This is a genomic window from Blautia sp. OF03-13, from assembly GCF_003460685.1.
Classification (GTDB): Bacteria; Bacillota; Clostridia; order Lachnospirales; family Lachnospiraceae; genus Fusicatenibacter; species Fusicatenibacter saccharivorans.
The window spans coordinates 127,352-152,792 of sequence record NZ_QTVR01000001.1; the positions used below are offsets into that span (position 1 = coordinate 127,352).

A 25,441-nucleotide genomic window follows, 5' to 3' on the forward strand; every position below is an offset into this window, starting at 1 on the left:
ATGTATCTCTGCGTTTCTTACGCACTCTGATAAGTTTTCACATCTCTCAGGTTTAATGCCGCATTCAGATCCCTGTCCTCGCAATACCCACAGCTGCACTGGTAAACCCGATTCGAAAGTTTTAAATCTTTTCGAATCTGTCCACAATTATGGCAGCGTCTGGAGGACGGATACCAGCGGTCTGCTATTCTCAGTTCGATTCCTTTTTCTGCACATTTTCCCTGCAGTCTTGTGCGGAACTCATAGAATTTCTGCGATGCTGTTGCTTTCGAAAGATGCCGGTTCTTCATCATACCTTTTACATTCAGATCTTCAATCGTAACAAAGGATGGCTTGGTTTTCACAATCCCTGCAATTGTTTTCTTAATATAATCGGTGCGGATATTGTCAATCCGCTGATAAAGCCGCTGTACCTTTAACTTTTGTTTTTGTATATTCGCTCTTTGAGTGGACACTCCTTTCTTTAAACTTTCATATTTACGGGAAAGACTTCTCTGTTCCCGTCTTAACTGTTTTTCCAGTTTCTTTATTTTTGCTGACTTGTTGATGTTTTGATAAACAGTTCCATCAGAAAGCACAGCAAAACTTTTGATTCCTAAATCAATTCCAATCCCCTCATTCCGGTTTTCTTCTTTTGGTGGATCAGGTACTTCCACCAGAACAGAAACGTAATATCTTCCGGCACGCATGGAAACCGTGCCGCTTTTAATTACATATCCGTCTTTCGTTGTCGGAAGATATCCTTTTTCCTTGATCCGTACCCATCCCAGGGTGGGAATATTGACCCGGTGCCGTTCGCAGAAACAATCCGTACGGTTGTTTTTTACAAAGTACATTTTGACGTTGGATTTATTTTTCTTTTTGTATCTTGGAAAATGACTCTGCCCTTTGAAAAATCTTGAAAATGCCGTACATGCATTTTCAAGAGAACGTTTTACCGATTTGGAACTGACCTCTTTGATCCAGGCATACTCCGGATTTTGGGGCAGATACTCATTATTCAGCCAGACGCTGAAGGATTTTCCGCTCATAAACTTTTCACCCTTCTCGTAACGTTTTCTGTTCTGGTCCAGATAAAAGTTATAAACATACCGGCATGTCCCGATCGTCCGGCGGATTTTCAGCTTTTGCTCATCCGTCGGATTAATTTCCGTCTTGAAGCTCTTCTGCAATTTCCTCATCTCTTTCTATCTGTTTCTTATACTTGCGCAGTCCGTATAATCTACACGAAAATACATGAAGAATGGAAATAATATCCTGCACCAGCTCTTCCTGCGGTGACAGGGATTCATTATTCACAACGATGATTGTTGTATGAAACTTCATACAGAACTTTTCAAACCATTCATAGCCAAACCGGATAAAACGGTCCTTATGTGTAATCACAATGGTTTTTACTTTCTGTTCCATAACATCATCCAGCAGTCGGTTCCACTTCGGCCGGTTATAATTTAAACCGCTTCCATACTCTTCGATACACTGGCCGACAATCATTCCTTTTGCGTTACAGTACTGGCGCAGAAATGCTGTCTGGTTCTGTAAATCATCTTTTTGATTTCGGGTCGATACCCTGGCGTAAAGAACTACCTGCCGCTCATCCTCTTCTGTATGAATTCCTTTAAATTGAAGGTACTGATCATAAGTGTAATAGCGTCTGTCTGTTGGAGTACGGTTGGCTTTTAAAATTCCTTCCCGGTCCCATCGCTGCAGCGTTTTGACGGAAACCCCTAATAATTCAGCAAAATCTTTTGGTTTATAATTTCTGATATTTGACGTGTTCATCGTACACCTCCATAGGTATATTTAAACACTTATTATATCTTTTGTCAACTTAGTTAATCACTTAACACTTCCTCCTTCTTCCTTTGCATCGGCCGAAACGGTTTCGTTCCAGCAATCCAGCATATAGGATAATATTTTTTCTTCGTCGTAAGCAAAATCCGGCTTGTTCAGCCAGATTACATCTTTTTCCCGTCGGAACCAGGTGAGCTGCCGTTTGGCAAAATGACGGGTGTCCCGCTTGATGATATAAATGGCCTCTTCCAGTGAACATTCCCCTGCAAGATACGGGAACAGCTCTTTGTAGCCCAGACCCTGCATGGAGACAAGTTCTCTCGTGTATCCCATTTCTTTCAAACGGGAAACTTCATCAACCAGTCCGTCGTGGATCATCTGATCCACCCGCCGGTCGATCCGGTCGTACAGAATCGAACGTTCATCGTTCAGCACAAAATAAGCAGAACAGTACGGGGATTCCTTCTGTTTCTGCTCCTCGTTGTGCTCCGAGATTTTCTGTCCCGTTTCATAATAATATTCCAGCGCCCGAATCACACGTTTGACATTGTTCGGATGAATCGTCTCCGCGGATGCAGGGTCAACTTCCGATAATTTCTGATACAGCTCTGCTGCACCGTACACTGTCGCCGCCTTTTCTTCCAGTTCTTTCCGGATTGGAAGCTCGCCGTGTGATTCCGTGAAATCAACTTCTTTTAGCAGTGCCTGAATATAAAATCCGGTGCCGCCCGTCACGATCGGAATCTGTCCGGCGGCGTATATTTTTTCCATCGCTTCATGCGCCAGTTCCACAAACTTCACGACGTGAAACTCTTCGGAAGGATCGAGCACATCGATCAGATAATGCGGAACGCCGCGCATCTCCTCCGGGCGGATTTTGGCAGATCCGATATCCATATGGCGGTAGACCTGCATGGAATCCGCGGAGATAATGGCCCCATTCACCGCTTTGGCAAGCGAAATCGACAGCTTCGTCTTGCCGACAGCGGTCGGACCGGTCAGGATAATCAAAGGTTTTTTCAAAAAAATCACCTACACAATTCTCTTAAATTTCTTTTCCAGTTCCCGCTTCGAGAGGGAAATGATCGTCGGGCGGCCGTGCGGGCAGTGGTACGGATCTTCGAGCGTCAAAAGCTCGGCAATCAGCTGTTCCGCCTCCGCATAGGAAAGATGGTTGTTCCCCTTGACAGCGGCCTTGCACGACATGGTCGCCAGACGGTCTTTTAAGATCTCCAGCGGCTTTTCGCGGACCTCCTCGAGATTGTCAAGAATCTCGATAAACAGTTCTTCTGTCGCAATGCCGTACAGATTGTGCGGCACAGCGTTGATCGCATAGTCCTTTCCGCCGAACGGGGAAATTTCATAGCCGAAGGACTGGAAGACATCCATGTAACGGGTCACAAGATCTGCTTCCTGCGGCGTTAAGGAGACGATCAACGGAGGACTCACCATCTGGGATGTGACGTTCTTTTCCCGGTAATTCTTCATCATCCGTTCAAACAGCACCTTCTCGTGTGCGGCATGCTGATCGATGATGTAGAGATTCTCGCCGTACTGAATCAGCCAGTACGTATCGAAAACCTGGCCGATAATGCGGTGCGATTTCTCTGCCTCCGGGGTAAGAAACTGCTCATCAAAGAGCTGCATCTGGCCTTCCGGCTCAGACGAAGCGGATGCAGATGAACGTTCTTCCGGCATGGAAGGCGTCTGCGGAACCGTCTCTGGCTCCTGCGGATGCTGTATTGCTTCCACGCTTGAGCTGCCTGCTGGATTTGTAACTTCCTGCTCCGCATTGCTGCTCTCCTGCTGATCCCACGCTTTTACATCCTTATTCCGCGCTGCTGCCTGCTGTGATTCAGCCATACGATTCGGTGTCTCTGTTTGTTTCAGAAACGTCTGAGAGGTCTGCGGCAAAGCAGTCTCCTTTTGCATTGGCATTTCTGCTGCAGTTTCAGCTGAACTCAGAACCGCCGTTTTTTCTGTCTGCACAGAATGATCTGCCGTCTTTGGCACGTTTCCTGCACCCGGCTCAAACAGTTCTTCCTCTTCCCGCGTCATTCCCGTCATCTGCTGAACCGGCACATACGTTTTCGCTGCGCGGTATCCATTTCGTTCCACCTCCGGGAAAATCGGCATTCTTCTGCTCTGGCTGGAAACCGGCTCCACCGGAAGGGACTGCCGTGCAAAGCCTTCTTTTACCTGCCGTTTCTGCTCGAACGGTTCCGGAACAACAATCTGTTCTTTCCGTGCCGCTTTTTCCTCTGCTTTCCGTTCCCTGTCGGAAGAAAGCGAAACCTTCACAATCTGCTCCCTGTGATTCAGGGCATCCGAGATCATATCACGCATCTGGCGGTAAATCTCCTCCTGATGGGAAAATCGCAGTTCCATCTTCGTCGGATGCACATTGATGTCGACTGCTTCTCCATCCATCTGGACATAGAACAGCGTAAACGGATATTTATGCTGCATCATCGATGTCTGATATCCGTCCTCGATCGCGCGGGCCAGCAGCTTGCTCCGCACATACCGTCCATTCACGTAATAATTTTCAAAATTCCGGTTTCCCCTTGAAATCACCGGTTTTCCGATAAAGCCGTCGATCGTCATCAGCGGGCTTTCCGAGTGAATCTCGATCAGCTCCCTCGCGATGTCGCGGCCGTAGATATTATAGACCAGTTCTTTTAAATTCCGGTTGCCGCTCGTATGGAGCTTCACCTGTGAATTCACCATATATTTAAACGAAATCCCCGGGTGCGACAGCGCAAGCTGCTCCACAACGGAAGTCACCGCATTCGCCTCCGTAACCGGCGTTTTTAAGAATTTCTGACGAGCCGGCGTGTTGTAAAAAAGATTCCGGACCAGAAAGGTTGTTCCGGTCGGGGCACCGACCTCCTCATTGGCCTTCTCCGCGCCGCCCTCAATCACATACCGCGTTCCCGTCAGCGCATCCGGCGTTTTCGTAATCATCTCGACCTGCGCAACCGCCGAGATACTCGAGAGCGCCTCGCCGCGGAAGCCAAGAGATGCAATCTGCACGAGTTCTTCCACGGAACGGATCTTACTCGTCGCGTGGCGCAGAAAAGCGAGCGGCACCTGTTCGGCCGGAATGCCGCTTCCATTGTCCGTGATCCGCACCAGCGAAATACCGCCATCGCGGATTTCCACGGTAATTGCCGTTGCGCCGGCATCCATTGCGTTTTCTACCAGCTCTTTTACCACGGAGGCCGGCCGCTCTACGACCTCACCGGCCGCAATTTTATCAATCGTATTCTGATCCAGTACTGCTATGGTAGCCATGTTAATCCTTTCTGTTCCCAACCCAACTGCTTATTGCTTCACGCAAGGGAAGCAGGGGACTTGCTTGATTCGGTTAAATTTTCATTTACCGTGGTTTATTTCCAGCGGTTCTTTACCTTTCCCTGGAAACGGTACAGCGTATTTAATGCATCCATCGGTGTCATATTCGAAATATCAAGCTCCGAGAGTTCTTTAATGATATCGTCATCCTGTACCGTATCGAACAGTGACATCTGCGCCATATCAACCTCGTCGTAGTGAACCGGCTTTGCTTTTGGCTTCTTCTGCATTGTCAGATCCTTGACTGCTGCGGTAATATCGGCATCACTTAACTGCTCCACCAGCTCCTGGGCCCGGGAAAGCACCGACTCCGGCACACCTGCGAGGCGCGCCACCTGGATCCCGTAGCTCTTATCTGCACCGCCCTGTACAATTTTACGCAGGAACACAATATCGTCTCCCTTTTCCTTGACGGCGATACAGTAATTGTGTACTCCCGGCAGCTTTCCTTCGAGCTCCGTCAGTTCGTGGTAATGTGTCGCAAACAGCGTTTTCGCACCGAGCAGCTTCGGATTCGCCACATGCTCGATGACCGCCCAGGCAATCGAAAGACCATCAAACGTACTCGTTCCCCGTCCGATCTCATCAAGGATCAAAAGACTGTTCGCGGTCGCATTCCGTAAAATATTTGCCACCTCCGTCATCTCAACCATAAACGTACTCTGGCCGCTTGCCAGGTCATCGGATGCGCCGACACGGGTAAAGATCCGGTCCACAATACCGATGTTTGCCTTCGAAGCCGGAACAAACGAACCGATCTGTGCCATCAGCACAATGAGGGCCGTCTGGCGCATATACGTCGATTTACCGGCCATGTTCGGTCCGGTGATGACGGAAACGCGGTGGTCACCGTTGTCAAGCAGGGTATCGTTTGCGATAAACATATCGTTTGGAATCATCTTCTCGACCACTGGGTGACGGCCGTCCTTGATATCAATCTTTCCGCGGCTGTTCAGCTTCGGACGCACATAGTGGTTGTGCTCGGCAACATAGGAAAGTGATGCATACACATCGAGCCGTGCCAGAGCCTGCGCCGTGCGCTGAATCCGCTCCGCCTCACCGGCAACCGTATCGCGCACCGTACAGAAAAGATCGTATTCCAGCGCATACAGTTTATCCTCCGCACCGAGAATCGTATCCTCGAGTTCCTTCAGACGCGGGGTAATGTAGCGCTCCGCATTCGTCAATGTCTGTTTTCTCGTATAGTAATCCGGGACAAGATCTTTAAACGAGTTCGTGACCTCCAGATAATAGCCGAATACCTTGTTGTATTTGACCTTCATATTTTTGATGCCGGTTTTCTCGCGCTCACTTGCCTCAAGCTCACTCAGCCACTGTTTGCCCTCGGTCTTGGCGTGACGGTAATTATCGACCATCTCGTTGTAGCCGTCCTTGATCATACCGCCGTCGCGCATCAGATACGGTGGATCATCCACGATTGCCGCATCGACAAGCTGATAGAGGTCTTCCAGCGGGTCGAGATCCTCCTGAATCTGCGCCAAAGCGCCGCCGTCAAACGAGTTTAAGAGCTGCTTGATGTAAGGCAGCATCTGCAGCGACGATTTAAAGGCGATCAGGTCACGCGGATTCGCGGACTGGTAGCTGATTCTTCCGACGAGACGCTCAAGGTCATAAACCGGACGGAGGTATTCACGGATTTCCTCGCGGAGCATCGCCTGCCCCGTTAGAGCCTCTACAGCATCGAGTCTTGCATTGATTTCCTCCTCGTCGATCAATGGCTGCTCTACGTAGCTTCGCAGAAGACGTGCGCCCATCGCCGTGCGGGTTTTATCGAGAACCCAGAGCAGGGAGCCGCGTTTCTGCTTCTCACGCAGCGTTTCCACAAGTTCAAGATTCCGGCGGCTGGAGCTGTCGATCAGCATATATTTGTCTGTCACATACGGTGTAATCGAATTCATGTGAGACAGATCCGATTTCTGTGTCTCGTGCAGATACTGGAACAGCGCACCGGCTGCAATTGTTCCGCAGTTGTAATCGGCGATGCCAAGGCCTTCCATCGTAGCAGCATGGAACTGTTCCTGCAGCGTACGGCGGCAGATGTCATCATCGAAATACCAGTCTTCCAATGCATTCACGCAGATATGAAGGCGGGTCCGGAGATCCTCCACATCAATCCCGCAGAGCAGGAACGACTGATTGCAGATGATTTCCGCCGGCATAAACTTCGTGATCTCATCCACCAGGCGGCGCGGCTTGTCCATTTCCGTGACGAGGCACTGGCCGGTCGAGATATCTGCTGTAGAGATACCGAAGCATCCCTCCATGCAGACGATCGACATGATGTAGTTGTTCTTCGTCTCATCAAGTCCCTGCGGGATCAGCGTCGTACCCGGTGTGACAACGCGGATGACTTCGCGCTTTACCATGCCCTTTGCCTGTTTCGGGTCCTCCATCTGCTCGCAGATCGCAACCTTATGGCCGTTCTCTACAAGACGGTTGATATACCCTTCTGCAGCGTGATACGGGATACCGCACATCGGAGCGCGCTCCTCCATGCCGCAGTCCTTTCCGGTCAGCGTAAGCTCAAGTTCTTTGGATACCAGGGTGGCATCCTCGAAGAACATTTCGTAGAAATCACCTAAGCGGTAAAACAAAATGGTATTAGCCGGGTCAGTCAAGCCCGTCTTCGTCTGGCAATAATGTACCATCATAGGCGAAAGCTTCTCACACTGATCCAGCGCATCCTGTGCTGTCACAGGCCGCGTGGACATCAGTGCCGGCGCTTTTACCGCTGTGTTTTTTGTTTCTGTATCGTTCATTTGTATTTCATACCTTTTCTCAAGAATAAATATAAGAAGTATAACAAACGTCATACCTGCACAATTTTAGCATGAAACCAGAAATTGTGCAAGATTCACAAGCGTATAAAATGCCCCCTTCCTGTCAGTGGTTTTTTCTCAAAACCAGCCGTCCAGGAAGCGAGCATTCCCTTTAATTTTTCTTTTTTTGTCTCCATTTTGAGAAAGACGAACCAATCAACAGGATCAGCACAAAAACAACGGCAACCGTTTCATAAATCTGCACGCCGGTGTTGACAGGATTGTCGTCAATTGAGCGGTAATCGCGCTCCAGACGCCACAGCATCGCCATCCGGTCCATGAAATCAATCTGCCGCGTGCCGTCCGTCTCGGTCTTAAAGACGGCACAGTAAAGATTCGTGTACCACTGGTCAAGAAGACTGACCCCTGATCGCCCGATCTTTCCGCTGCCGATCTCCTCGTCATTTTCATCATACAGAATCCTGCCGCTTCTCGAACTCTGGTAATCGAGCGGCGTTTCATCTACATCAAGGAAAATCAGTCTTGTATCTTTTCCATAGGAGGTATCCACATACTGCTCCTGCGCATAGCCAAGACACGTACCGGATGCGTCGTAATAGCCGTACGTCGTGCCGGAGCCTTCTCTGTCATTGATGGGCTCATCCTCCACATAGTCAATCGAAAACCACTCCTCCTCGTTGATATAGACCGTATTCTTCTGAAGATAGCCCGCCACTTTTCCGTCTGCCACAATCTTCGTCTTTCGTTTACTTCCATACAGGTCAAAGTAGATTTCTATGGTTTCTGCCGATGTAAGCGCCTCTTTTGCCTCATCCGCAGTTGCAAACTCAGATTCCGGCACTCTTTCTTTTCCGCAGCCGCCAAGCACCAGAGCGGCGGCAAGAAAAAGACCAGCGGCTGTATATATTCTCTTTTTCAACTGCCTTTTTCCTCCGCCTTACTTGTTATCTTTGTAATACTCATTTGCCTCATCGTACATCATATCGAGCAAGGCGTATTTATCCTGGAAATCCATCACCTGCGTACCGTTATCCTCCAGGTTCACATAGAGATTGCACTGTGAACCGGACCAGTCCATCTCTTTTTTCGCAGAACCGATCACCGTTCCGCCCTCTGTATAAATGGTATGTCCATCCTCTGATGCGTAATATGGTTTTTCGTTCAGATCTGCATCGAGAAAAATAATGTAATACGCTTCCGGCATCTGATCCGGTGTCGTCACGCGCTCCTGTGCATAGCCAAGCAGGTTGTTGTCCGGATCATAGAATGCATAGGTAGTAGCGGATTTTGTCATCTTATTGATTTCTTCGTCCGTCACAATTTTCATATGGAACCATTCTTCGCCGGAAATAGAGATCGTCCAGGTCTGATCAAAGAGACCGCTGTTTTTCATATACGCGGCAGCCTTTTCATCCGCATAAATGTTTCCCGAAGCGTCAACGTTATCCAGATCACAGCGCATGCGGACGGACGAAGCCGATGCAAGGGCTTCTTTTGCCACATCCGCGTTTTCATACCCTAACTTTTCTTCTGCCGCCGAGCAGCCGCACAGAAGCAGAAGTCCTGCTGTAAAACCCAAAAACAATTTTGTCGTTTTTCTCATAGATTCCCCTCTCTTTCTTTTGTCAGGACCGATTGGAAAGACCGCCGTCTTTGTCGCGTGCCAGTTCTCTTGCCGCCATCACAGCGAGTGCGGTCAGCTGCGGCAGATATTTTGCATCGTAGACAATCAGAAACGCATTGTCGAACATGATGTTTCCGACGGTAAGATCCATATTGTCGACGATGGCGCCGATCATAGTTCCGTTCAGTTTTACCGAGTAATTGTGGCCGATGGAGCCGGCGTATTCCCGGAGTTCCAGTTTTCCCTCCGGCAGTTCCATCGAGAACTGATCCCGTACGAGTGCAAACTGCTTTTTCAACACACCATACGGCTCGCCGTACAGATAAAAACGGTACGTCGGCAGCGCGTGGAGCAGTTCCTTCGTCATACGGAAGATTTCGGTGTGCATCGCATCGTAGATATAAAATGTTTTCAGCGGCACGGTGCTGTCGATCTCGTAAACCAGGTTTCCGTCTGTATCCTCCAGATCGAAATGCTGGCCCGTCAGGCGGTAATCCTCCGTGAAAGTGTAAATCTGGGACGCCGAAATCTTCTGAAACGGCTGTACCGTTCCGGTTTTGACGAAATGCTCCAGATTCGCTTTTAATTCGCTCTGGAACATCATCAGATCGGAATGGTAGCTTAGATGGTCTGCGAGGTTCTCTGCAACATCCTCATGGATCGGATACACGGGTGTGGTGAGTTTCTTTTTGATAAAGCCTTCGATGAAGGAATATCCCAAATAACCGACATGACCGTCTTTGGTCAGCCAGAAGTAGAGATATTCTCCCTTGGCGTCCGGTCCGAAAACGAGTGCTTTCTGCCGCATCGTGTAGAATTTTGCAAGCCATGCAGAACCGAACGGTGTATCGACGTTCTTGTAAGCCTCATAAAATTCTTCGATTTTCCGCGGCTTCTCCATGGAGATCACGGCAATCATATCCGTCATGGAATTGTAGTTCTCCGGGGTTGCCATGGACCAGATGGCAATGCCGAAAATCAGGACAACCGTGGCGATGGTGAGTGTGATCGTCTCTCCGTAGCCGACCGCCATCAGATAGATGCCCAGCAGCGTGACAGCGCCGCCTGCGATGCGGAATTTCCATTTTCTCTTTTTCAACTGAATACCGCCTCCTCTCTTTTCGTTACTTTTATTGTACTTGCTCCCCTTTTTTGTGTCAATTGAAACTCGCTCCTCCGCTCTATTTTGTTCTGCCTGGCGGGACAAAGAAAGCGTGTCGGCGCATCTTTTTTTGTCAGAATGCATCCGGCACGCTTTGTTTCAAAAATTTAATGAACGAAAAGAAATTATGAAATTGGAATCACGCGTCCCGTTTCTGCCATAGTTCGGTGGGAAATGGAAATTACGGTACGGTTTTTGGAAACCCTTTGCAATGCATTTAATACCATTTTTTCCGTCTCTGCATCAAGGTTTGCGGTAATCTCATCGAGGAGCAGAATTTCAGGCTCCGCTGCGGCTGCACGGGCAATCGAGAGGAGCTGCCACTGACCCTGTGAGAAGAGATCCTGTGTACAGATCGTATCATATTGGTCCGGAAGCGCCTCGATGGTCTTTGCAAGTCCGGTCAGCTCTGCTGCTTTTTTTACATCTGTATCCGAAATCTTTGCATCATACAAAGTAATCTGGTCTTTTACCGATCCCGGCACCATGTGGAACGACTGCTCCACATAGCCGAAAACCTTTCGTTTTTTTGCATCCGGCAGATCGACAGATGGAACACCCCAAATCAGAACCATTCCTTTCTGTGGTTCATATAAACCGAGCAGCAGTTTGAAAATAGTACTCTTTCCGGCACCCGTTCGTCCCAAAAGTGTTACCTGCTCGCCTTTTTTGATCTGCAGACTTACATCGTTTAAGATGACCTGGCTTTCGTCATATCCAAACGTCACATTTTTTAGCTCAGCCGCTATGCCGTAATCTGTATTTTCAGTCAGCGCAGCCGGCTCTTTCTTCTCTTCCAGGCTGTAAAATTCATTGATTCTTTCCATACCGGCAAACGCAGACTGAATTGTCTGGATTTCCATACCAAGACTTTCGACCGGAGCAAAGATCTGGGAAATATAGTTTATAACAGCAACGGCGGTTCCGGCGGACATGCCGAACAGCTTTAAAACGGTCGGATTGCCGGAGGCCGAAAGCAGCATGACAACAGCAACAACAATGGCATTTAAAATCAGGATGACCGGAGAATAGACGGCATCGTAAAAATTGGTCTTCTCCATTGCGCTGTAGCTGTCATCAATATAGTGCGCATACTGCTGCTCCATATACGTCTCTTTCTGCAGACAGTGAATGGTACGGATGTTGTGCAGCGTCTCTGGAACGTGACCCGAAGCACGGCTGACTGCACGGCGGTTGGCAATCTGGGAGGCCAGCATGTTTTTCTGAACATAACGGGTAAAGAGGAACAGAACAGGGAGTAAAATAATCAGAACAATCGTAAGTCCACGATTAGTCACCCAGATGACGGCAAGAATGCTTAAGATTTTGCACGCATCGGCAAACATACTGATGATCCCGGAGGTAAACAGGTTTTCCACTGTGTCGATGTCACCGACAAATCTTGATACGAGAGCGCCCGGCTCCTGGCGGTTCAGCTCGTTGGCGGAAAGGCGTCCGAACTTTTCCATCAGACTGCTTCGGAGTGCATGTGTAATTTTCTGGCCGAATACCGTCAGAAGACTCTCTCGTGCCGACTCCAGAAGACCCGTCAGGGCAAGAAGTCCGAAATACAGCAGAATTCCTTCCATCCAGAGGGTATGCTTCTTTGTCAAAAGGTCAATCAGCTGTGCCAGCACAAGAGGCGGGAGCAGTGCGAAAATAACCGCACCGCAGACGACTCCCAAAAGTGCGGCTGATAAAACGCCGTGTTTTCGAACGGTTTCTTTGATTACCCGCAATACAGATTCTTTCTTTCGCATCAAAAGCTGCCTCCCTTCGTCTGGTTGCTGCAGAGCTCTGCGTAGGACGGAACCGTTGCAAGGAGTTCCTCATGTGTGCCGACCTTCGTATGGCACTCATCCATCCAGATGACCTGATCCATCTGGTCGAACAGATAGAGGCGATGGGAAATGAGGATTATAATAGAGTCTTTTGCCAGCTCCTTTAAATTTAAAAAAATTTGTGCCTCCGTCTCTTTGTCGAGTGCCGAAAACGGATCGTCGAGAACCAGAACCGGCCGTTTGTGGTACAGGGTTCGCGCAAGGGCAAGGCGCTGCGCCTGACCACCGGAGAGGCGGATACCGCCCGTTCCGACCAGAGTATGGATTCCGTTTTCCATTGCTTTCACTTCATCTTCCAGGCAGACGACTCGGATCATCTCCTCTGCGCCCTCTTTTCCCCCGAGACGGATATTCTCTTCCACGCTTCCATGGAACAGCTCCGGGTCATGGCCAAGATAACCGACCATGCGGTTCCGGTCTGCTTTTTCCATTTTTCCAAGTTCTTTTCCGCCGAAGGTGATGCTTCCCTCATACGGCGACTCGCAGAGAAAAGTCTTTCCAAGCGTTGACTTTCCGCATGCGACAGGTCCCGTTACACCGATGATCTGGCCAGGAGCCGCCTGAAACGACAGGTCATGGATGATCTCTTTTCCGTTTGGATAGGCAAAATGCAGGTGATCGACGTTAAGCTCTGCAGGTGCTGCGGCCGGAAACTCCGGTTCGGCTTTCGAATTTTGCAACAGAGGTTTGATTCGTTTCCAGGAAACCTGCGCTTTATGTACCGCATTAAAAAGCTTTGCTGCGCTCGATGATTTGGTGGCAAGCTTCGTGTAGCAGGACAAAAATGTGGTAAATACAGCAATGGTCCACGGTGTCCAACCCTCATGCAGGACGTTTCTGCCTCCAAAATACAGGATAAACAGAATGCTCGTCATCGAGATCATACGGTAAATCGGCGGCATAGCTGTGTTCCAGATATTGGCGCGCACAGCGGCAGATTCGTAAGCCGAAAGATTCTCCTCATAAGCGGCCTTTCTGTCCTCCTCACAGCCAAAGACACGATACGTGATGGCATTTGTCGCACGGTCCAGGGTTGCAGCACTTAATGCACCCGACTGTACCTTATAGGCAGCGCCCGTTTTCTGTACCATGACCTTCATCTTTTCGGCAATCACGTAGGAAATGGGTGGAAAAATCATGCAGAGAAGAGCCAGGCGCCAGTCGTACCAGAGCAGCATACACGCATAGGCGAGAAGAGCAACACCGGTATCAAAGATTTCCGTTGTAAATTTCCGCATTCCTTCTACGCAATCGTCTACATCGAGAATGGCCTTCGTCAGTACATTTCCGGTACCTTCCGCTTCCAGCTCCAAACGGCTTTTGCGAACCAGCGTTCCGTAAAGAATCTGCTTCATATGCCGGTTGACGTTGTTGGCAAATCTTCTGACATAGAACCGTTTGAAATAGCGGGAAACCTGCACAATGCCAATACTCACGACATAGGCCGTGACCAGCATCAGCATCTGGTGGAAGGTTCCTGTGCCGCCGAGGAGATCAACCAGCTTTCCTGTCATTTTTCCCTCAAACCAGGGGCCTGCAAGAAGTCCCAGATTATAGATGAGACCGGAAACCGTAACAAAAAAGAGAATTTTCCATTCTTCCTGAAAGTAAGAGAGCATCCGGTTCGGGCGAAAGGTTTCATCCTTCATCGCTGCTGCCTCCTTCTGCTGTTGCTTTTATTGTTTTATCTGCTTTTTCACTTAAAATTTTTGAAAGTTCCGCAAAATGATTCTGCCGTTCTCTCTTCGATTTCCAGTACAGCTTGTCCAGTGTTTCGCAGAAGCTTTCTGCCTCCTTTTCCGGAAGCTCCAAAAGCAGCCATTCATAAAAAACCGTTTCAATTTCTGCTTTGGAATTTTTCAAAGTTTCTGCTTTTTCCGTAGCATACAGAAGCTGGCTTCTGCCGTCCCACGGATTCGGTTTCCGGATCAGATATCCCTTTGCCTCAAGGCTTGCAGCGCGTCTTGCAGCGGCTCCTTTATCAATCTTTAACTGTTCGCGCACTTCCGTCTGCGTGATGCCCGGATGATGGCGCACCAGATGGATAAAGTCAAATTCTGCCGTACCGATGCCTTCTTCTTTCATTGCCTGCACCGTAAATTTCCCGGCTTCCCGCGCTATTTTTGTTATTTTCCGTTCTGTTGGATCCATTTTTCTGTTCCTCCTGTCCATTCTCGATCTGTTTCAAATAGATGCATATACAACTAATTAGATGATAGTACAACTAATCGAAATTGTCAATCTATAGATCTTCTGGTTGACGAAGTATCGTCCGAACTTTATAATAGAAGTATTCGGCTGTTAAAAACAGTCAGTCTATCAATAAGGAGATGTATCTTATATGGAAAAGAAACATACGCGCGGCAGCTTTACCGGATCGATCGGCTTCGTGCTTGCTGCTGCAGGAAGCGCGGTTGGACTGGGAAATATCTGGCGTTTCCCTTATCTTGCCGCAAAAGACGGAGGCGGAACCTTTATTTTAGTTTATATCGTACTGGCTCTGACCTTTGGATTTACCCTGCTGACAACTGATATTGCCATCGGAAGAAAAACCGGACAAAGTCCGCTTGTCGCTTACGGTAAAATTCACCCGGGCTGGAACGGTCTTGGCTTTCTCGCCAGTATCGTGCCGGTTGTCATCCTGCCTTACTACTGCTCCATTGGCGGCTGGGTATTAAAATACCTGTCTGTGTTTCTCACCGGACATGGCACTGCTGCTGCCGAGGATGGTTACTTTACCGGCTATATTACCGGTACATGGCAGCCGATTGTGTGGTTGGGAATCTATCTTTTTCTTACCGCATTCGTTGTATATCGTGGTGTCAATAAGGGAATTGAAAACTACAGCAAAATTCTGATGCCGATCCTTCTGATTTTAATCATCGGAATTTCCATTTTTTCGCTGACACTGACCCATACCGATGCAGACGGTGTCGTCCGTACGGGACTGCAGGGTATGAAAATTTATCTCGTTCCGAATTTTAAAGGAATGACGCCGCAGAAATTTTTCACCGTCTTTGTCGATGCACTCGGACAGCTTTTCTTTTCGATCAGCGTTGCGATGGGTATCATGGTTGCCTACGGTTCCTACGTAAAAAAAGAAACAAACCTGATGAAATCGATCAACCAGATCGAAATTTTCGACACCATTGTTGCGCTGCTCGCCGGTTTGATGATCGTTCCTGCCGTATTTACCTTTATGGGGACAGAGGGTATGTCTGCCGGCCCTGGTCTGATGTTTGTCTCCCTGCCGAGGTCTTTCAGTCCATGGGAGCAGCAGGCGGCGTAATCGGAACCATTTTCTTTCTTATGGTCTCCTTTGCAGCCATTACATCTTCCGTATCGGTCATGGAATCCATTGTTTCCTGTATGATCGACAAATTTCACATCAGCAGAAAGAAAAGCACGGTTATTGTAACCGTTTATGCATGTCTCGTCGGTATCATCGTATGCCTCGGCTACAATGCGCTTTATTTTGAACTGAAGCTTCCAAATGGCGCAACGGCTCAGATCCTGGATGTCATGGATTTCATCAGCAATAACCTTCTGATGCCGCTTGTCGCACTTCTCTCCTGTATTCTGATCGGATGGGTTGTAAAGCCGCAGGTCATCATCGATGAGGTGACGCTGGGAGGATATAAGTTCGGTCGAAAGAGGCTGTATATCGTCATGGTGAAGTTTATTGCACCCGTGCTCCTTGCCGCACTGCTGCTGCAGTCGTTCGGTATTTTAAACGTCTGATCACTGCGATACCAGATTGCTATGTGCTTTGCACTCACGCAATCTTCAAAAACATTCGTAATCCGCTCATTTTCCTTCGAAAAATGGCTCCTTACTTATGTTTTTGGCGAGGCAAGAGATCAAAAAAGCATGTTTTCCGGTGGCTTTTCCAGAAAACATGCTTTTTTTGTGCCTGTCTGCACATATTTCTAACAGGTGAAACCCTTACATCCTGCGAATTAACGTTCCATTTACACCAAGTATCTCTCCATCAAATTCCCGGGCAAAAAGTACTTCCCCGTCTCCTTTTACTTTTATCTCCTCATCCGATGCGTTGAGCAGAACTTCGATTTTATTTCCCTCTTCGTCTAGTTTAATATACTCTACACACCGATCATTTTCATAACCATTCGGAAAATGGAAATGCAGGCTTCTGCACACTTTTTCATTTCTTCGAAGCATGATCAGTTTCCGCATCGTTGCAATTTTTTTCTGATTCTCTTCGCTTTCAATTTCACTCCAAGGCATACATCTTCTGCAGTCCGGATCATGAGCGCCTTCCATTGCGATCTCCGTTCCATAATAAATACAGGGGCTTCCCGGAAGCGTAAAAAGGATTGCAAGCTGCTGGTAGAACTTGTCCAGATCGTGAAAACGGTTCATCAGCCTCTCGGTATCGTGGGAATCCAGGAGATTAAAAAGTACATCGTTATTCTGCTGCATATACATAGTATAGCAACGGTTTACCATATATTCAAATTCTTCTTTTTTCATTGTTTTATCAAGAAAGAAATCATGGATTCCACTCAGCAGCGGGTAGTTCATGACAGAATCATATTCATCTCCCTGCAGCCACTGGCTTGCATCATGCCAGATTTCCCCCAGAAGATAAATATCCGGCTTTATCGTTTTTAAATGCTCTCTTATCCGCTTTAAGAACCTGTGCGACACTTCGTTTCCTACATCGAAACGAATTCCGTCGATATCAAACTCCCGTACCCAGTCCTCACAGATTTTACAGAAATACTGTATCACCTCTTCGTTGTTTGTGTTCAGCTTTGGCATCCCGTCTGTAAATGCAAAGGAATAGAACCGTCGGTCTCTGGTGTCTCCCCTTTTTTGAACCTGTTCCCAGTCCTCTACCATAAACCAGTCCGCATAACGAGACTCTTTTCCATGCTCCAGGATATCTATCCATGGCTCAAATTTTCTTCCACTATGATTAAACACTGCATCTACCATAATGCGGATTCCTTTTTCATGTGCTTCTTTGCAAAGCACTTTCATTGTATCCGCATCGCCAAAAAACGGATCTATTTTTGTATAATCGGTCGTGTCATATTTGTGGTTGGACTCTGCTTTCATGATCGGATTCAGATAAATACCGGTAATCCCAAGTTCCTGCAGATACGATAATCTCTGACGGATCCCTTCCAGGTTTCCTCCGAATTTTTCTTCGTTTGTTACGGTTCCGTGATTTCTCCAGGGTGTGATATCATCTCCGTTTTTTTCCGGTGTCCCGTTGCAGAACCGATCCGGGAAAATCTGATACCAGATCGTTTCGTTTACCCATGCCGGTGTGCGATTGATATCTGCCGGGTTCATCCAGGGTACAATAAAGCACTGCTGCATACGGCCATCCATCCGGAGCTGTTCTTCTGTCAGGAAACCATCCTCAAAATAATACCAGACTTCCTTTTCCGTCCGCAGCTCGAAATAATATTTGCATCTTTTGTATTCCGGAAGAAGCGTTGTTGTCCACCAGATCTGATAAGGCAGACGTTTTTTATATATCATTTCCTCTCTTTTTCCGATCCACTTTTCTTTTCCGCCCAAAATTCCGGCTTCATAAGGATCTCCGTAATGGATAAAAACCTGTTTTACATCATATCCTGTCTTGATATTGACAATCAGTCTGTCCTCATCCAGGGCATAACTCATCTGTTCTGAAGTTTTATGGTATACACCGCTAAATTCCATCTCATTTTCCTCCCGTATAGCTCTAAAGCTGTTTTTTGCATCCTTGTAAGAAACACGATCACTTTTTGTTTCGCATTGTTTCGTAACTTTACTATAAGCCTTTTTTATTTCTTCGTCAATCAATTTCCATTTTTCCCTGCGCTTTCGTAAAATTCAGATAATTTTCAGGATGATTTTTGTGCAGGATGCTTTCTTTTTTCGAAACTTAACGAAACATTTCTTTTTCAAGGTATTGATTGCTTTTTATCTTATGATTTTATATAATGATACCGGGATCAAAAGGTCTTTTGACACCTATGATAGCTGGGAGTTTACATTTTTTGTTTTGTGAAAGGATTGCCGATTATGACTACCATTCAGGATATTGCTGATAAAATGGGAGTTTCCAAGAGCACGGTATCTAAAGCGCTCAATGACGCGCCTGATATCAGCGAAGCTTTACGGAAACAGGTTTTGGAAACTGCCGTGGCTCTGGGTTATACGAAGCTGCGGCGTTATAAGAAACCGACGAAAAAAATCTGTATTATAATAGAAAAAGAGAATATGCGGTATCAGGAACCGCATCATTTTGCCTATGATATCCTGGTAGGTTTTCGTCAGATGGCAGAACCTGCCGGATTTGATGTTGAAATTGTACCCGTTGATATTAAGACCCAAAGAAACCGGCATTATGATGTTTTCATGCTGGAGCATGATTATATAGGAGCTTTTGTGATCGGCTTTTCCCTGAGCGATCCCTGGATTCAGGACTTTAAAATCAGCCGCACACCGGCTGTTCTTTTCGACAACTATATAGTAGGGAATCCTTCCACCGCTTATGTAGGTATTGATAATGAGGAGGGAATGGAGCTTGCCGTCTCTTATCTTGCCGGACTTGGACACCGGAAGATCGCCTATCTGAGCAGCTCCCTCGGTGCCCGGGTTCTCCAGGCACGCCATGCTGCCTTTCTCCGTTCCATGCACCAGCATGGACTGAAGACTTCTCCTGCTGCGATCGGCTGTTCTTATTATCTGTCAGAATGTATGGAAAAGCATCTTCCCCGTTTTCTGGAAAACGGAATCACTGCTATTATTTGCAACCAGGATACCCTTGCTAGTGCAACGCTCACGCAATGTCAGCAGCTGGGATTCCAGATTCCTGATGATATCAGCATTATCGGATTTGATGATCTGCCGATTGCTGCTTGTACGTCACCGCCCCTTACAACCATCAGACAAGATCGGCTGGAACTTGGGAAAAGTGGATTTTTTGCATTGTCAAGTCTTCTCAATCACATCCCAATCAGTACGTATTTGTTGCATGCACAGCTGATTCAGCGGAAATCGACAGGAAAGGTTCCTTCATAAATTTATCTCATCAACAATATTTGCCGGTTTTGCAGTCATTTCTACCCATGTTGGTATAAAACCGCTTTTGACAGCGTTTCTTACAGATCTGACATTAGACCAGGCGGTACAGTAAAAAGGTACTTTGCCCCTGTTTATGATTTCTTTTGTAAGTCTGCTTGTCAGTGCAGAGGCAATCCCCTGTCGTCTGTATTCCGGCAAAACATCCACACCGATCTGCCACATATCGTCACAATCGGCAGAACAGGCGGCAAGTCCGATCAGAGTATTTCCATCGTATGCGCCAACGCCAAGTACATCCAGATTTTTCCGAGCTTCGCAAAGCGCATTGCTCCATTCCGGTCGATACAAATCCGCAAAATCTTCCTGTGTCAATACTCGTGTCTCATAGGCGCAGGAAAGAGTCGGTATCCGGCTGATGTCCGGCAGATAGTATTCTGCCATGAAACATATTTTGTGACCTTTTTCAGCTAAACGTTCATTCAGCCAATGCATGTTTGGTGTCTCAAAACAGTGGTAAAATTCGAATTTGTCTACATACGCAGACACTAGATCCATCGTCTCCGGTATGGAAGCCGCCATGATATTATTTCCATAGGAAACCAGATTGCAGGTAATAGGCTCTTTCAAATATTTGCGGGCCTTCTTTCCTAAATTTATGGGAACAACAACATTTTTGTCCGCCTTGAAATCTTCCACGCGGCACCCCATATCTTCCGCAGACTGCCTCATGGCAAGCTCCATCATTTCACGATTCATCATATGCTTTTCTCCTTTATGAGTTTGTAATAGAAACTGCTGGGCATCAGAGAAGCTCATTCCCTGCAGTTATTTCTGTGGATCAATTTATGATTATTCCTGGCTCTTTTTCATCTCTGCCTCAAATGTGTTTTCCGTCATATGCGCCCGCAGAATATGAAGCAGCACTCCCGCCGCCCGCTCCATTGCAGCCGGATCGATAGAGGAATAGTTCATGACATACGTATTTTCCTGCTTTATTGCCTCCGCCGCATCCGCGTAATAGCCGGAGAGCGGCTTTAATTTCACACCACGGGATTTCGCCTGCGTGACAATCGACTCTTCTTTCAAATCCGTGCGAAGATGCATCAGAAAATGAACGCCTGCTTCTTCCTCCTCGATGGTCACGTAATCACCGAGCGGCTTCTTTTCGAGTTCCTGTAAAATCAGATCTCGTTTGTTCTGATAATAGTTTCGCAGCCGGTTGATATGTTTTTCGAAACTGCCATTCTCAATAAACTCTGCCAGTGTGTACTGCTCAAAGTTAGAAACGGTGCAGGAATAAAACGACAGCTCGCGATAAAATTTCTCCGCTAATGTCTGCGGAAGCACCATATAGCTGATCCGTACCGTGGAGGCAAGTGTTTTCGTAAACGTATTCATATAGATGACCTTGTCCGAAACGTCGATACTCTGCAGTGTCGGAAACGGCTTTCCGCCGAGACGCAGCTCACTGTCATAATCGTCCTCAATGATATAGTGATGATCTGATTTTGCTGCCCAGCCGAGCAGTTCATAACGGCGGCTGACCGGCATGACTGTCCCGGTTGGAAAGTGATGGGACGGGGAGGTATGAATAATATCAACCGATCTTTTTTCCAGCTCCTGCACCGAAACACCGTCCTGGTCGAGCGGCACTGGCTCGTACCGCACCTTCATACTCTCATAAATCCGCGCAATTTTGTGATACCCGGGATCCTCTACTCCATAAACAAGATCGTTTCCGAGAAGCTGAATCAGAAGGTTATGCAGATACTCCGTTCCTGCGCCGACAATAATCTGCTCCGGCAGCACCTGCATTCCACGAAACTCTCGCAGATATTTTGCAATCGCACTGCGCAGCTTTAAAATCCCGGCGCACGGGGAATTGATCATGAGCTGGATCCGGTTGTCATTCAGGACAGCACGCACCGTCCGCGTCCAGATTGTAAACGGAAAAATCTCGCTGTCCGTCTGGTTACTGGAAAAATCCGCAAAATAGGAAGTCTCCCCGTTTGCTACCTGCAGGATCTCTTTTGGCACCGCATCCCGCATGGAATCCTCAATTTCCAGATCAGCCGCATAGAATCCGCGCTTTGGCATGGAATACAGATAGCCTTCCGCAACAAGCTGCGCATAGGCATTCTCGACGGTAATGACGCTGATACCCAGATTTTTCGCGAACGTCCGTTTCGACGGCAGCTTCTCTCCAGGGCGGATATTTCCCAGCAATATGTCATTTTTGATACATTTATATAAATATTCATACAGGGAATCTGACCCTATATTGGAAAAATTATACGTCAGCATCCGACCGCTCTCCTCTCATCTGACCTTACTGAATATATTTGTTTTGGCAATTTTTTTATAGTCACTTTACCAGTATACTGTGAGGCAGAGCAAAAGTAAAGCCAAAACAGGAACCAAAATTTTTCAGACACGGAGGAACTTATTATGACAGCAGCAAATGAGAGATACAAACTGAACAAAGAACTGGCACAGATGTTAAAGGGTGGCGTGATCATGGACGTTACCACTCCGGAGCAGGCGCATATTGCCGAGGAAGCTGGTGCCTGTGCCGTTATGGCACTGGAGCGGATTCCTGCAGACATCCGTGCAGCCGGCGGCGTTTCCCGTATGAGTGATCCGAAGATGATCAGCGGCATTCAGGAAGCCGTTTCCATTCCGGTTATGGCAAAATGCCGCATCGGCCACTTTGTAGAGGCACAGGTTCTTGAAGCCATCGAAATCGACTACATCGACGAGAGTGAGGTTCTCTCCCCGGCGGATGATGTCTACCATATTAACAAACGAAATTTCAAAGTACCGTTTGTCTGCGGTGCAAAAGATCTCGGCGAGGCACTCCGCCGGATCAACGAGGGAGCGTCTATGATCCGTACCAAAGGTGAGCCGGGAACCGGCGATATCGTACAGGCGGTCCGCCATATGAGAAAAATGAACAGCGAAATTCAGAAACTGACCTCAATGCGTGAGGATGAGCTGTTTGAGGCAGCCAAGGTCCTGCAGGTTCCATACGATCTTGTTCAGTATGTTCATGATAACGGCCGTCTCCCGGTTGTCAACTTTGCAGCCGGCGGTGTGGCAACTCCTGCCGATGCAGCACTGATGATGCAGCTTGGAGCAGAAGGCGTCTTCGTCGGATCCGGTATCTTCAAATCCGGCAACCCGGCAAAACGTGCCGCTTCCATCGTAAAAGCTGTTACCAACTACACCGATGCCAAACGGATCGCAGAACTCTCCGCTGATCTCGGCGAGGCTATGGTCGGCATCAACGAGCAGGAAATTGCCTTACTGATGGCAGAAAGAGGAAAATAATGAAAATTGGAGTGCTTGCATTGCAGGGCGCATTTGCAGAACATGAAAAAGTATTAGAACAGCTTGGCGCCGAATGCATCGAACTGCGGCAGGCCCGCGATCTTGCCGAGCCTTACGATGCACTTGTACTGCCGGGCGGCGAGAGTACCGTTCAGGGAAAGCTTTTAAAAGAGCTTAGCATGTTCGATACGATCAAAAGCCAGATTCAAAATGGCATGCCGGTCCTCGCAACCTGTGCCGGTGCAATTCTTCTGGCAGAAACGATCGACGGACAGATGAAGGGACAGCCAGAGCAGTATTTCGGCACGATTCCCATGTGCATCAAGCGGAACGCCTACGGCCGACAGTTAGGCAGCTTCCACACAGAAGCATCGGTTGTGGGCATCGGAACAGTGCCGATGACGTTTATCCGTGCGCCGTATATTGCATCTGTGGGGAACGGCGTGGAAGTGCTCGCGGTTGTGGAAGAGCGGATTGTCGGTGTAAAATATAAAAACCAGATGGCCTTCTCCTTCCATCCAGAACTCGACCCGGATATGAGGATTCATAAGACATTTCTTTCGATGATCAGCAACGTATAAAGCAAAAGACTGTGCAAATCATAAATTCATTTGCACAGTCTTTTGCTCTGTTTTCGTACCGCAATGCAGCCTCACTGAATATCTTCCTTCTAACAACGTCAGGAGCTTTTGTATTATTCCGGGCAAAGTACAAATCGGCTTCGCCAGATATTTTCTTTTCCGTCAGCTTCCCATTGAATCAGAAACACAGTTCCATTTTTCCTTGATGATCTCTATGAATGCATGGAATAATTTGAATCTTTTCCGGAGAAACACCATCTATTTTCAGAGTTCCCCTGTCACCGATTCGAATCCGGTCTTTTTCCCGACTTACGTTCTGCCGTGTGACAAGATTTTCCGTGAAGCCATTATCCAAAGGAGCGGTCTTCAGGCAATCTTTGATCTGAAGTTCACCGGTTTCCCTGCAAAAAACAGCAGTCCGTATCAGTTTTTTCCTGCTTTCTTTCTCATATGCCCCAGCAAAGGAAATCGAAATTTCTCCTGTCTCGGAGTAATTCACTGCATCGGCACGATATGTTTCCCCTTTGCACTGTTCCTTTCCATCCAAAATCGGAACGCTATGGCCACGTGAACTACAGCAGAGTACGGAATATCGTTCGGGGCCAAAATATGCTTTCGTGTATTCTCCGGCTCCAAGATCACTGATAATTTCTTCTTCCCCGATAAAATACAGAAAGCTGCCGACATCGTTATGATTGTGCGGCTCCCCGTTGTTTCCACCTTTGATTGCGAATGCGGTCTGATGCTTTCCAGTTGCAATTGCCCATTCGGCATCCGCCAGATAAGTAAACGTGCCGGAACATACCCGTTCCTCTGCAGCATTCTCGGAACCGTCCGACCTGCTTTTTAACACATTCAGATATTGCTTCGTCCAGATCCAGTCCCTATATGCGGCATTCCAGCGATAACACGGATCTTCCCCAAAATGCATTGCCCGTACCAGCGGCGGGATTTTAACATTTGGATCCAGCATTGCAAAATGGCAGGTAAGTCCCATCCGGTAACGGCTTTTGCTGTCTCCGTCAGAAAAGCTTAACGTATTTCCGCCCGGGAAATAGCATTTCTGCTGAAATTCCATGATTTTCCGCTGCTTTTTTCCATCCAGCAAGTCAGTTTTCCCGCCCGTTTTTTCTTTCAGAAGTTCCGCGAACATGGAAAAATAACTCATTCCATATTCCCAATAGCCAAGACCTTCCATGCAGGCGCCGTCCTCGCCGAAGCTCGCAAGAAAGCAGGAAAGATCCCGGGTCACGCGCGTCAAGATCTGTTCACAGTTTTGATTGATACTCTCGATGCTTTCCGCATTCGGAAAAAGAACAGGAAAAAGCTCAGATGCATAGCAGGCGGCTGCTCCTACGGATCCACAGCAAACAGCATTCCAGTTACTTTTACTCGTTTCCCACCAGAATGCACCGTTTTCCTGTATAAGAAACGGCTGCAACACTCTCCTGCTGCTTTCCTTCCAGATCCGACACAGTAACTCCGGCCGCAGATCGTTTCGAAGTAGAAACGCAATTTCCAGAAGTGACTGTGCAGTCTCGCACGCAAAAAGATCCAATGTAATCTTCCACTTTTCATCCTTTTTCCGGTTCACATGTGCCGGCAGCGCCCAGCAAGTTTCCGCACAAATCTGCTCCAGAACCCATTCCAGGCCGGAAAGATCCATAGAAATGTCCCTCTCTTTTGCAAACAATGCATTGAACGCAAAAGCAACGAGGTATTTCCGGCGTCCAAAGTAAGCTTCTTCATACCGCAGCCGGTTCCCCGTCTTTTCAAACAGAGAAAAAAGCTCCTCTGTCAAAACAGGGAAATCCAAAAGAGAAAGCGTTTCGGCTTCTCTTGAAAGCTCTGTTTCATATTAGAAAAGATACTGCTGCAATTCTTGTTCTGTTCTTCCGTTC

The 25,441-nt window shown here is 47.7% G+C and carries 18 protein-coding genes and 1 pseudogene; 4 read left to right on the top strand and 15 right to left on the bottom strand.

Going from position 1 to position 25,441, the window contains the following annotated elements:
• Positions 1 to 17: 17 nt before the first annotated feature.
• The 11 genes from DXA55_RS00645 to DXA55_RS00695 form a co-directional block, all read right to left on the bottom strand.
• A complete protein-coding gene (locus DXA55_RS00645) occupies positions 18 to 1,181 on the bottom strand; it encodes an RNA-guided endonuclease InsQ/TnpB family protein (RefSeq protein WP_117812793.1) in 1,164 nt (387 codons plus the stop codon).
• Positions 1,144 to 1,767 (bottom strand): IS607 family transposase, encoded by a 624-nt coding sequence (locus DXA55_RS00650; RefSeq protein WP_173815434.1) that lies wholly within the window; start codon positions 1,765 to 1,767, stop codon positions 1,144 to 1,146. Before DXA55_RS00650 ends, DXA55_RS00645 begins: the two co-directional genes overlap by 38 nt.
• Positions 1,768 to 1,839: 72 nt before the next feature.
• Positions 1,840 to 2,817 carry a tRNA (adenosine(37)-N6)-dimethylallyltransferase MiaA gene (gene miaA, locus DXA55_RS00655; protein ID WP_117812849.1) on the bottom strand — a complete coding sequence of 326 codons (978 nt, stop codon included), beginning with the start codon at positions 2,815 to 2,817 and terminating at the stop codon, positions 1,840 to 1,842.
• Positions 2,818 to 2,826: 9 nt separating this feature from the next.
• The gene (gene mutL, locus DXA55_RS00660) at positions 2,827 to 5,091 is read right to left on the bottom strand and encodes a DNA mismatch repair endonuclease MutL (RefSeq protein ID WP_117812795.1); all 2,265 of its coding nucleotides are present in this window, start codon (positions 5,089 to 5,091) and stop codon (positions 2,827 to 2,829) included.
• Between the two features lie 95 nt (positions 5,092 to 5,186).
• Complete coding sequence (gene mutS, locus DXA55_RS00665) at positions 5,187 to 7,823, bottom strand: DNA mismatch repair protein MutS (protein ID WP_117812850.1); 2,637 nt, start codon at positions 7,821 to 7,823, stop codon at positions 5,187 to 5,189.
• A gap of 280 nt (positions 7,824 to 8,103) precedes the next feature.
• Entirely contained in the window at positions 8,104 to 8,871 is a 768-nt protein-coding gene (locus DXA55_RS00670; RefSeq protein ID WP_117508922.1) for a hypothetical protein, read from the bottom strand.
• An 18-nt stretch (positions 8,872 to 8,889) separates the two neighbouring features.
• Positions 8,890 to 9,555 (bottom strand): hypothetical protein, encoded by a 666-nt coding sequence (locus DXA55_RS00675; protein ID WP_055228134.1) that lies wholly within the window; start codon positions 9,553 to 9,555, stop codon positions 8,890 to 8,892.
• Between the two features lie 22 nt (positions 9,556 to 9,577).
• Positions 9,578 to 10,675, bottom strand: a complete 1,098-nt coding sequence (locus DXA55_RS00680) for a hypothetical protein (RefSeq protein ID WP_117812796.1) — start codon at positions 10,673 to 10,675, stop codon at positions 9,578 to 9,580.
• A gap of 188 nt (positions 10,676 to 10,863) precedes the next feature.
• Complete coding sequence (locus DXA55_RS00685) at positions 10,864 to 12,498, bottom strand: ABC transporter ATP-binding protein (RefSeq protein ID WP_117812797.1); 1,635 nt, start codon at positions 12,496 to 12,498, stop codon at positions 10,864 to 10,866.
• A complete protein-coding gene (locus DXA55_RS00690; protein WP_117812798.1) occupies positions 12,498 to 14,228 on the bottom strand; it encodes an ABC transporter ATP-binding protein in 1,731 nt (576 codons plus the stop codon). The genes DXA55_RS00685 and DXA55_RS00690 overlap by 1 nt, the downstream gene beginning before the upstream one ends.
• Positions 14,218 to 14,730, bottom strand: a complete 513-nt coding sequence (locus DXA55_RS00695; RefSeq protein WP_022461532.1) for a MarR family winged helix-turn-helix transcriptional regulator — start codon at positions 14,728 to 14,730, stop codon at positions 14,218 to 14,220. The genes DXA55_RS00690 and DXA55_RS00695 overlap by 11 nt, the downstream gene beginning before the upstream one ends.
• Before the next feature lie 190 nt (positions 14,731 to 14,920).
• Between DXA55_RS00695 and DXA55_RS00700 the strand changes: the two are divergent.
• Positions 14,921 to 16,320, top strand: a pseudogene (locus DXA55_RS00700) (sodium-dependent transporter).
• 204 nt (positions 16,321 to 16,524) lie between these two features.
• Here the strand turns inward: DXA55_RS00700 and DXA55_RS00705 are convergent.
• The gene (locus DXA55_RS00705) at positions 16,525 to 18,279 is read right to left on the bottom strand and encodes a glycoside hydrolase family 13 protein (protein WP_117812799.1); all 1,755 of its coding nucleotides are present in this window, start codon (positions 18,277 to 18,279) and stop codon (positions 16,525 to 16,527) included.
• Between the two features lie 345 nt (positions 18,280 to 18,624).
• On the opposite strand from DXA55_RS00705, the gene DXA55_RS00710 reads away from it, so the two are divergent.
• On the top strand, positions 18,625 to 19,626 hold the full coding sequence (locus DXA55_RS00710) for a LacI family DNA-binding transcriptional regulator (RefSeq protein WP_117812800.1): 1,002 nt from the start codon (positions 18,625 to 18,627) through the stop codon (positions 19,624 to 19,626).
• On the opposite strand, the gene DXA55_RS00715 is transcribed toward DXA55_RS00710, so the two are convergent.
• Positions 19,621 to 20,388: a GNAT family N-acetyltransferase gene (locus DXA55_RS00715; RefSeq protein WP_117812801.1), complete on the bottom strand. Its 768-nt coding sequence runs from the start codon at positions 20,386 to 20,388 to the stop codon at positions 19,621 to 19,623. The two genes, DXA55_RS00710 and DXA55_RS00715, sit on opposite strands and share 6 nt — an antisense overlap.
• Positions 20,389 to 20,478: 90 nt before the next feature.
• The gene (gene pdxR, locus DXA55_RS00720; protein ID WP_117812802.1) at positions 20,479 to 21,933 is read right to left on the bottom strand and encodes a MocR-like pyridoxine biosynthesis transcription factor PdxR; all 1,455 of its coding nucleotides are present in this window, start codon (positions 21,931 to 21,933) and stop codon (positions 20,479 to 20,481) included.
• Positions 21,934 to 22,077: 144 nt separating this feature from the next.
• Between pdxR and pdxS the strand changes: the two genes are divergently transcribed.
• Positions 22,078 to 22,959: a pyridoxal 5'-phosphate synthase lyase subunit PdxS gene (pdxS, locus tag DXA55_RS00725; protein WP_117761520.1), complete on the top strand. Its 882-nt coding sequence runs from the start codon at positions 22,078 to 22,080 to the stop codon at positions 22,957 to 22,959.
• A complete protein-coding gene (pdxT, locus tag DXA55_RS00730) occupies positions 22,959 to 23,540 on the top strand; it encodes a pyridoxal 5'-phosphate synthase glutaminase subunit PdxT (RefSeq protein ID WP_117804959.1) in 582 nt (193 codons plus the stop codon). The genes pdxS and pdxT overlap by 1 nt, the downstream gene beginning before the upstream one ends.
• A gap of 178 nt (positions 23,541 to 23,718) precedes the next feature.
• On the opposite strand, the gene DXA55_RS00735 is transcribed toward pdxT, so the two are convergent.
• Positions 23,719 to 25,341, bottom strand: coding sequence for a heparinase II/III domain-containing protein (locus DXA55_RS00735; RefSeq protein ID WP_117812803.1), 1,623 nt, complete (start codon positions 25,339 to 25,341; stop codon positions 23,719 to 23,721).
• Positions 25,342 to 25,441 lie beyond the last annotated feature (100 nt).

Bases quoted from the DNA above. Each gene is read 5' to 3' on its own strand.
- DXA55_RS00645 (WP_117812793.1), bottom strand. From the start codon at position 1,181: ATGAGGAAATTGCAGAAGAGCTTCAAGACGGAAATTAATCCGACGGAT.
- mutL (WP_117812795.1), bottom strand. From the start codon at position 5,091: ATGGCTACCATAGCAGTACTGGATCAGAATACGATTGATAAAATTGCG.
- mutS (WP_117812850.1), bottom strand. From the start codon at position 7,823: ATGATGGTACATTATTGCCAGACGAAGACGGGCTTGACTGACCCGGCT.
- DXA55_RS00675 (WP_055228134.1), bottom strand. From the start codon at position 9,555: ATGAGAAAAACGACAAAATTGTTTTTGGGTTTTACAGCAGGACTTCTG.
- DXA55_RS00685 (WP_117812797.1), bottom strand. From the start codon at position 12,498: ATGCGAAAGAAAGAATCTGTATTGCGGGTAATCAAAGAAACCGTTCGA.
- DXA55_RS00690 (WP_117812798.1), bottom strand. From the start codon at position 14,228: ATGAAGGATGAAACCTTTCGCCCGAACCGGATGCTCTCTTACTTTCAG.
- DXA55_RS00695 (WP_022461532.1), bottom strand. From the start codon at position 14,730: ATGGATCCAACAGAACGGAAAATAACAAAAATAGCGCGGGAAGCCGGG.
- DXA55_RS00705 (WP_117812799.1), bottom strand. From the start codon at position 18,279: ATGGAATTTAGCGGTGTATACCATAAAACTTCAGAACAGATGAGTTAT.
- DXA55_RS00710 (WP_117812800.1), top strand. From the start codon at position 18,625: ATGACTACCATTCAGGATATTGCTGATAAAATGGGAGTTTCCAAGAGC.
- DXA55_RS00715 (WP_117812801.1), bottom strand. From the start codon at position 20,388: ATGATGAATCGTGAAATGATGGAGCTTGCCATGAGGCAGTCTGCGGAA.
- pdxR (WP_117812802.1), bottom strand. From the start codon at position 21,933: ATGCTGACGTATAATTTTTCCAATATAGGGTCAGATTCCCTGTATGAA.
- pdxS (WP_117761520.1), top strand. From the start codon at position 22,078: ATGACAGCAGCAAATGAGAGATACAAACTGAACAAAGAACTGGCACAG.
- pdxT (WP_117804959.1), top strand. From the start codon at position 22,959: ATGAAAATTGGAGTGCTTGCATTGCAGGGCGCATTTGCAGAACATGAA.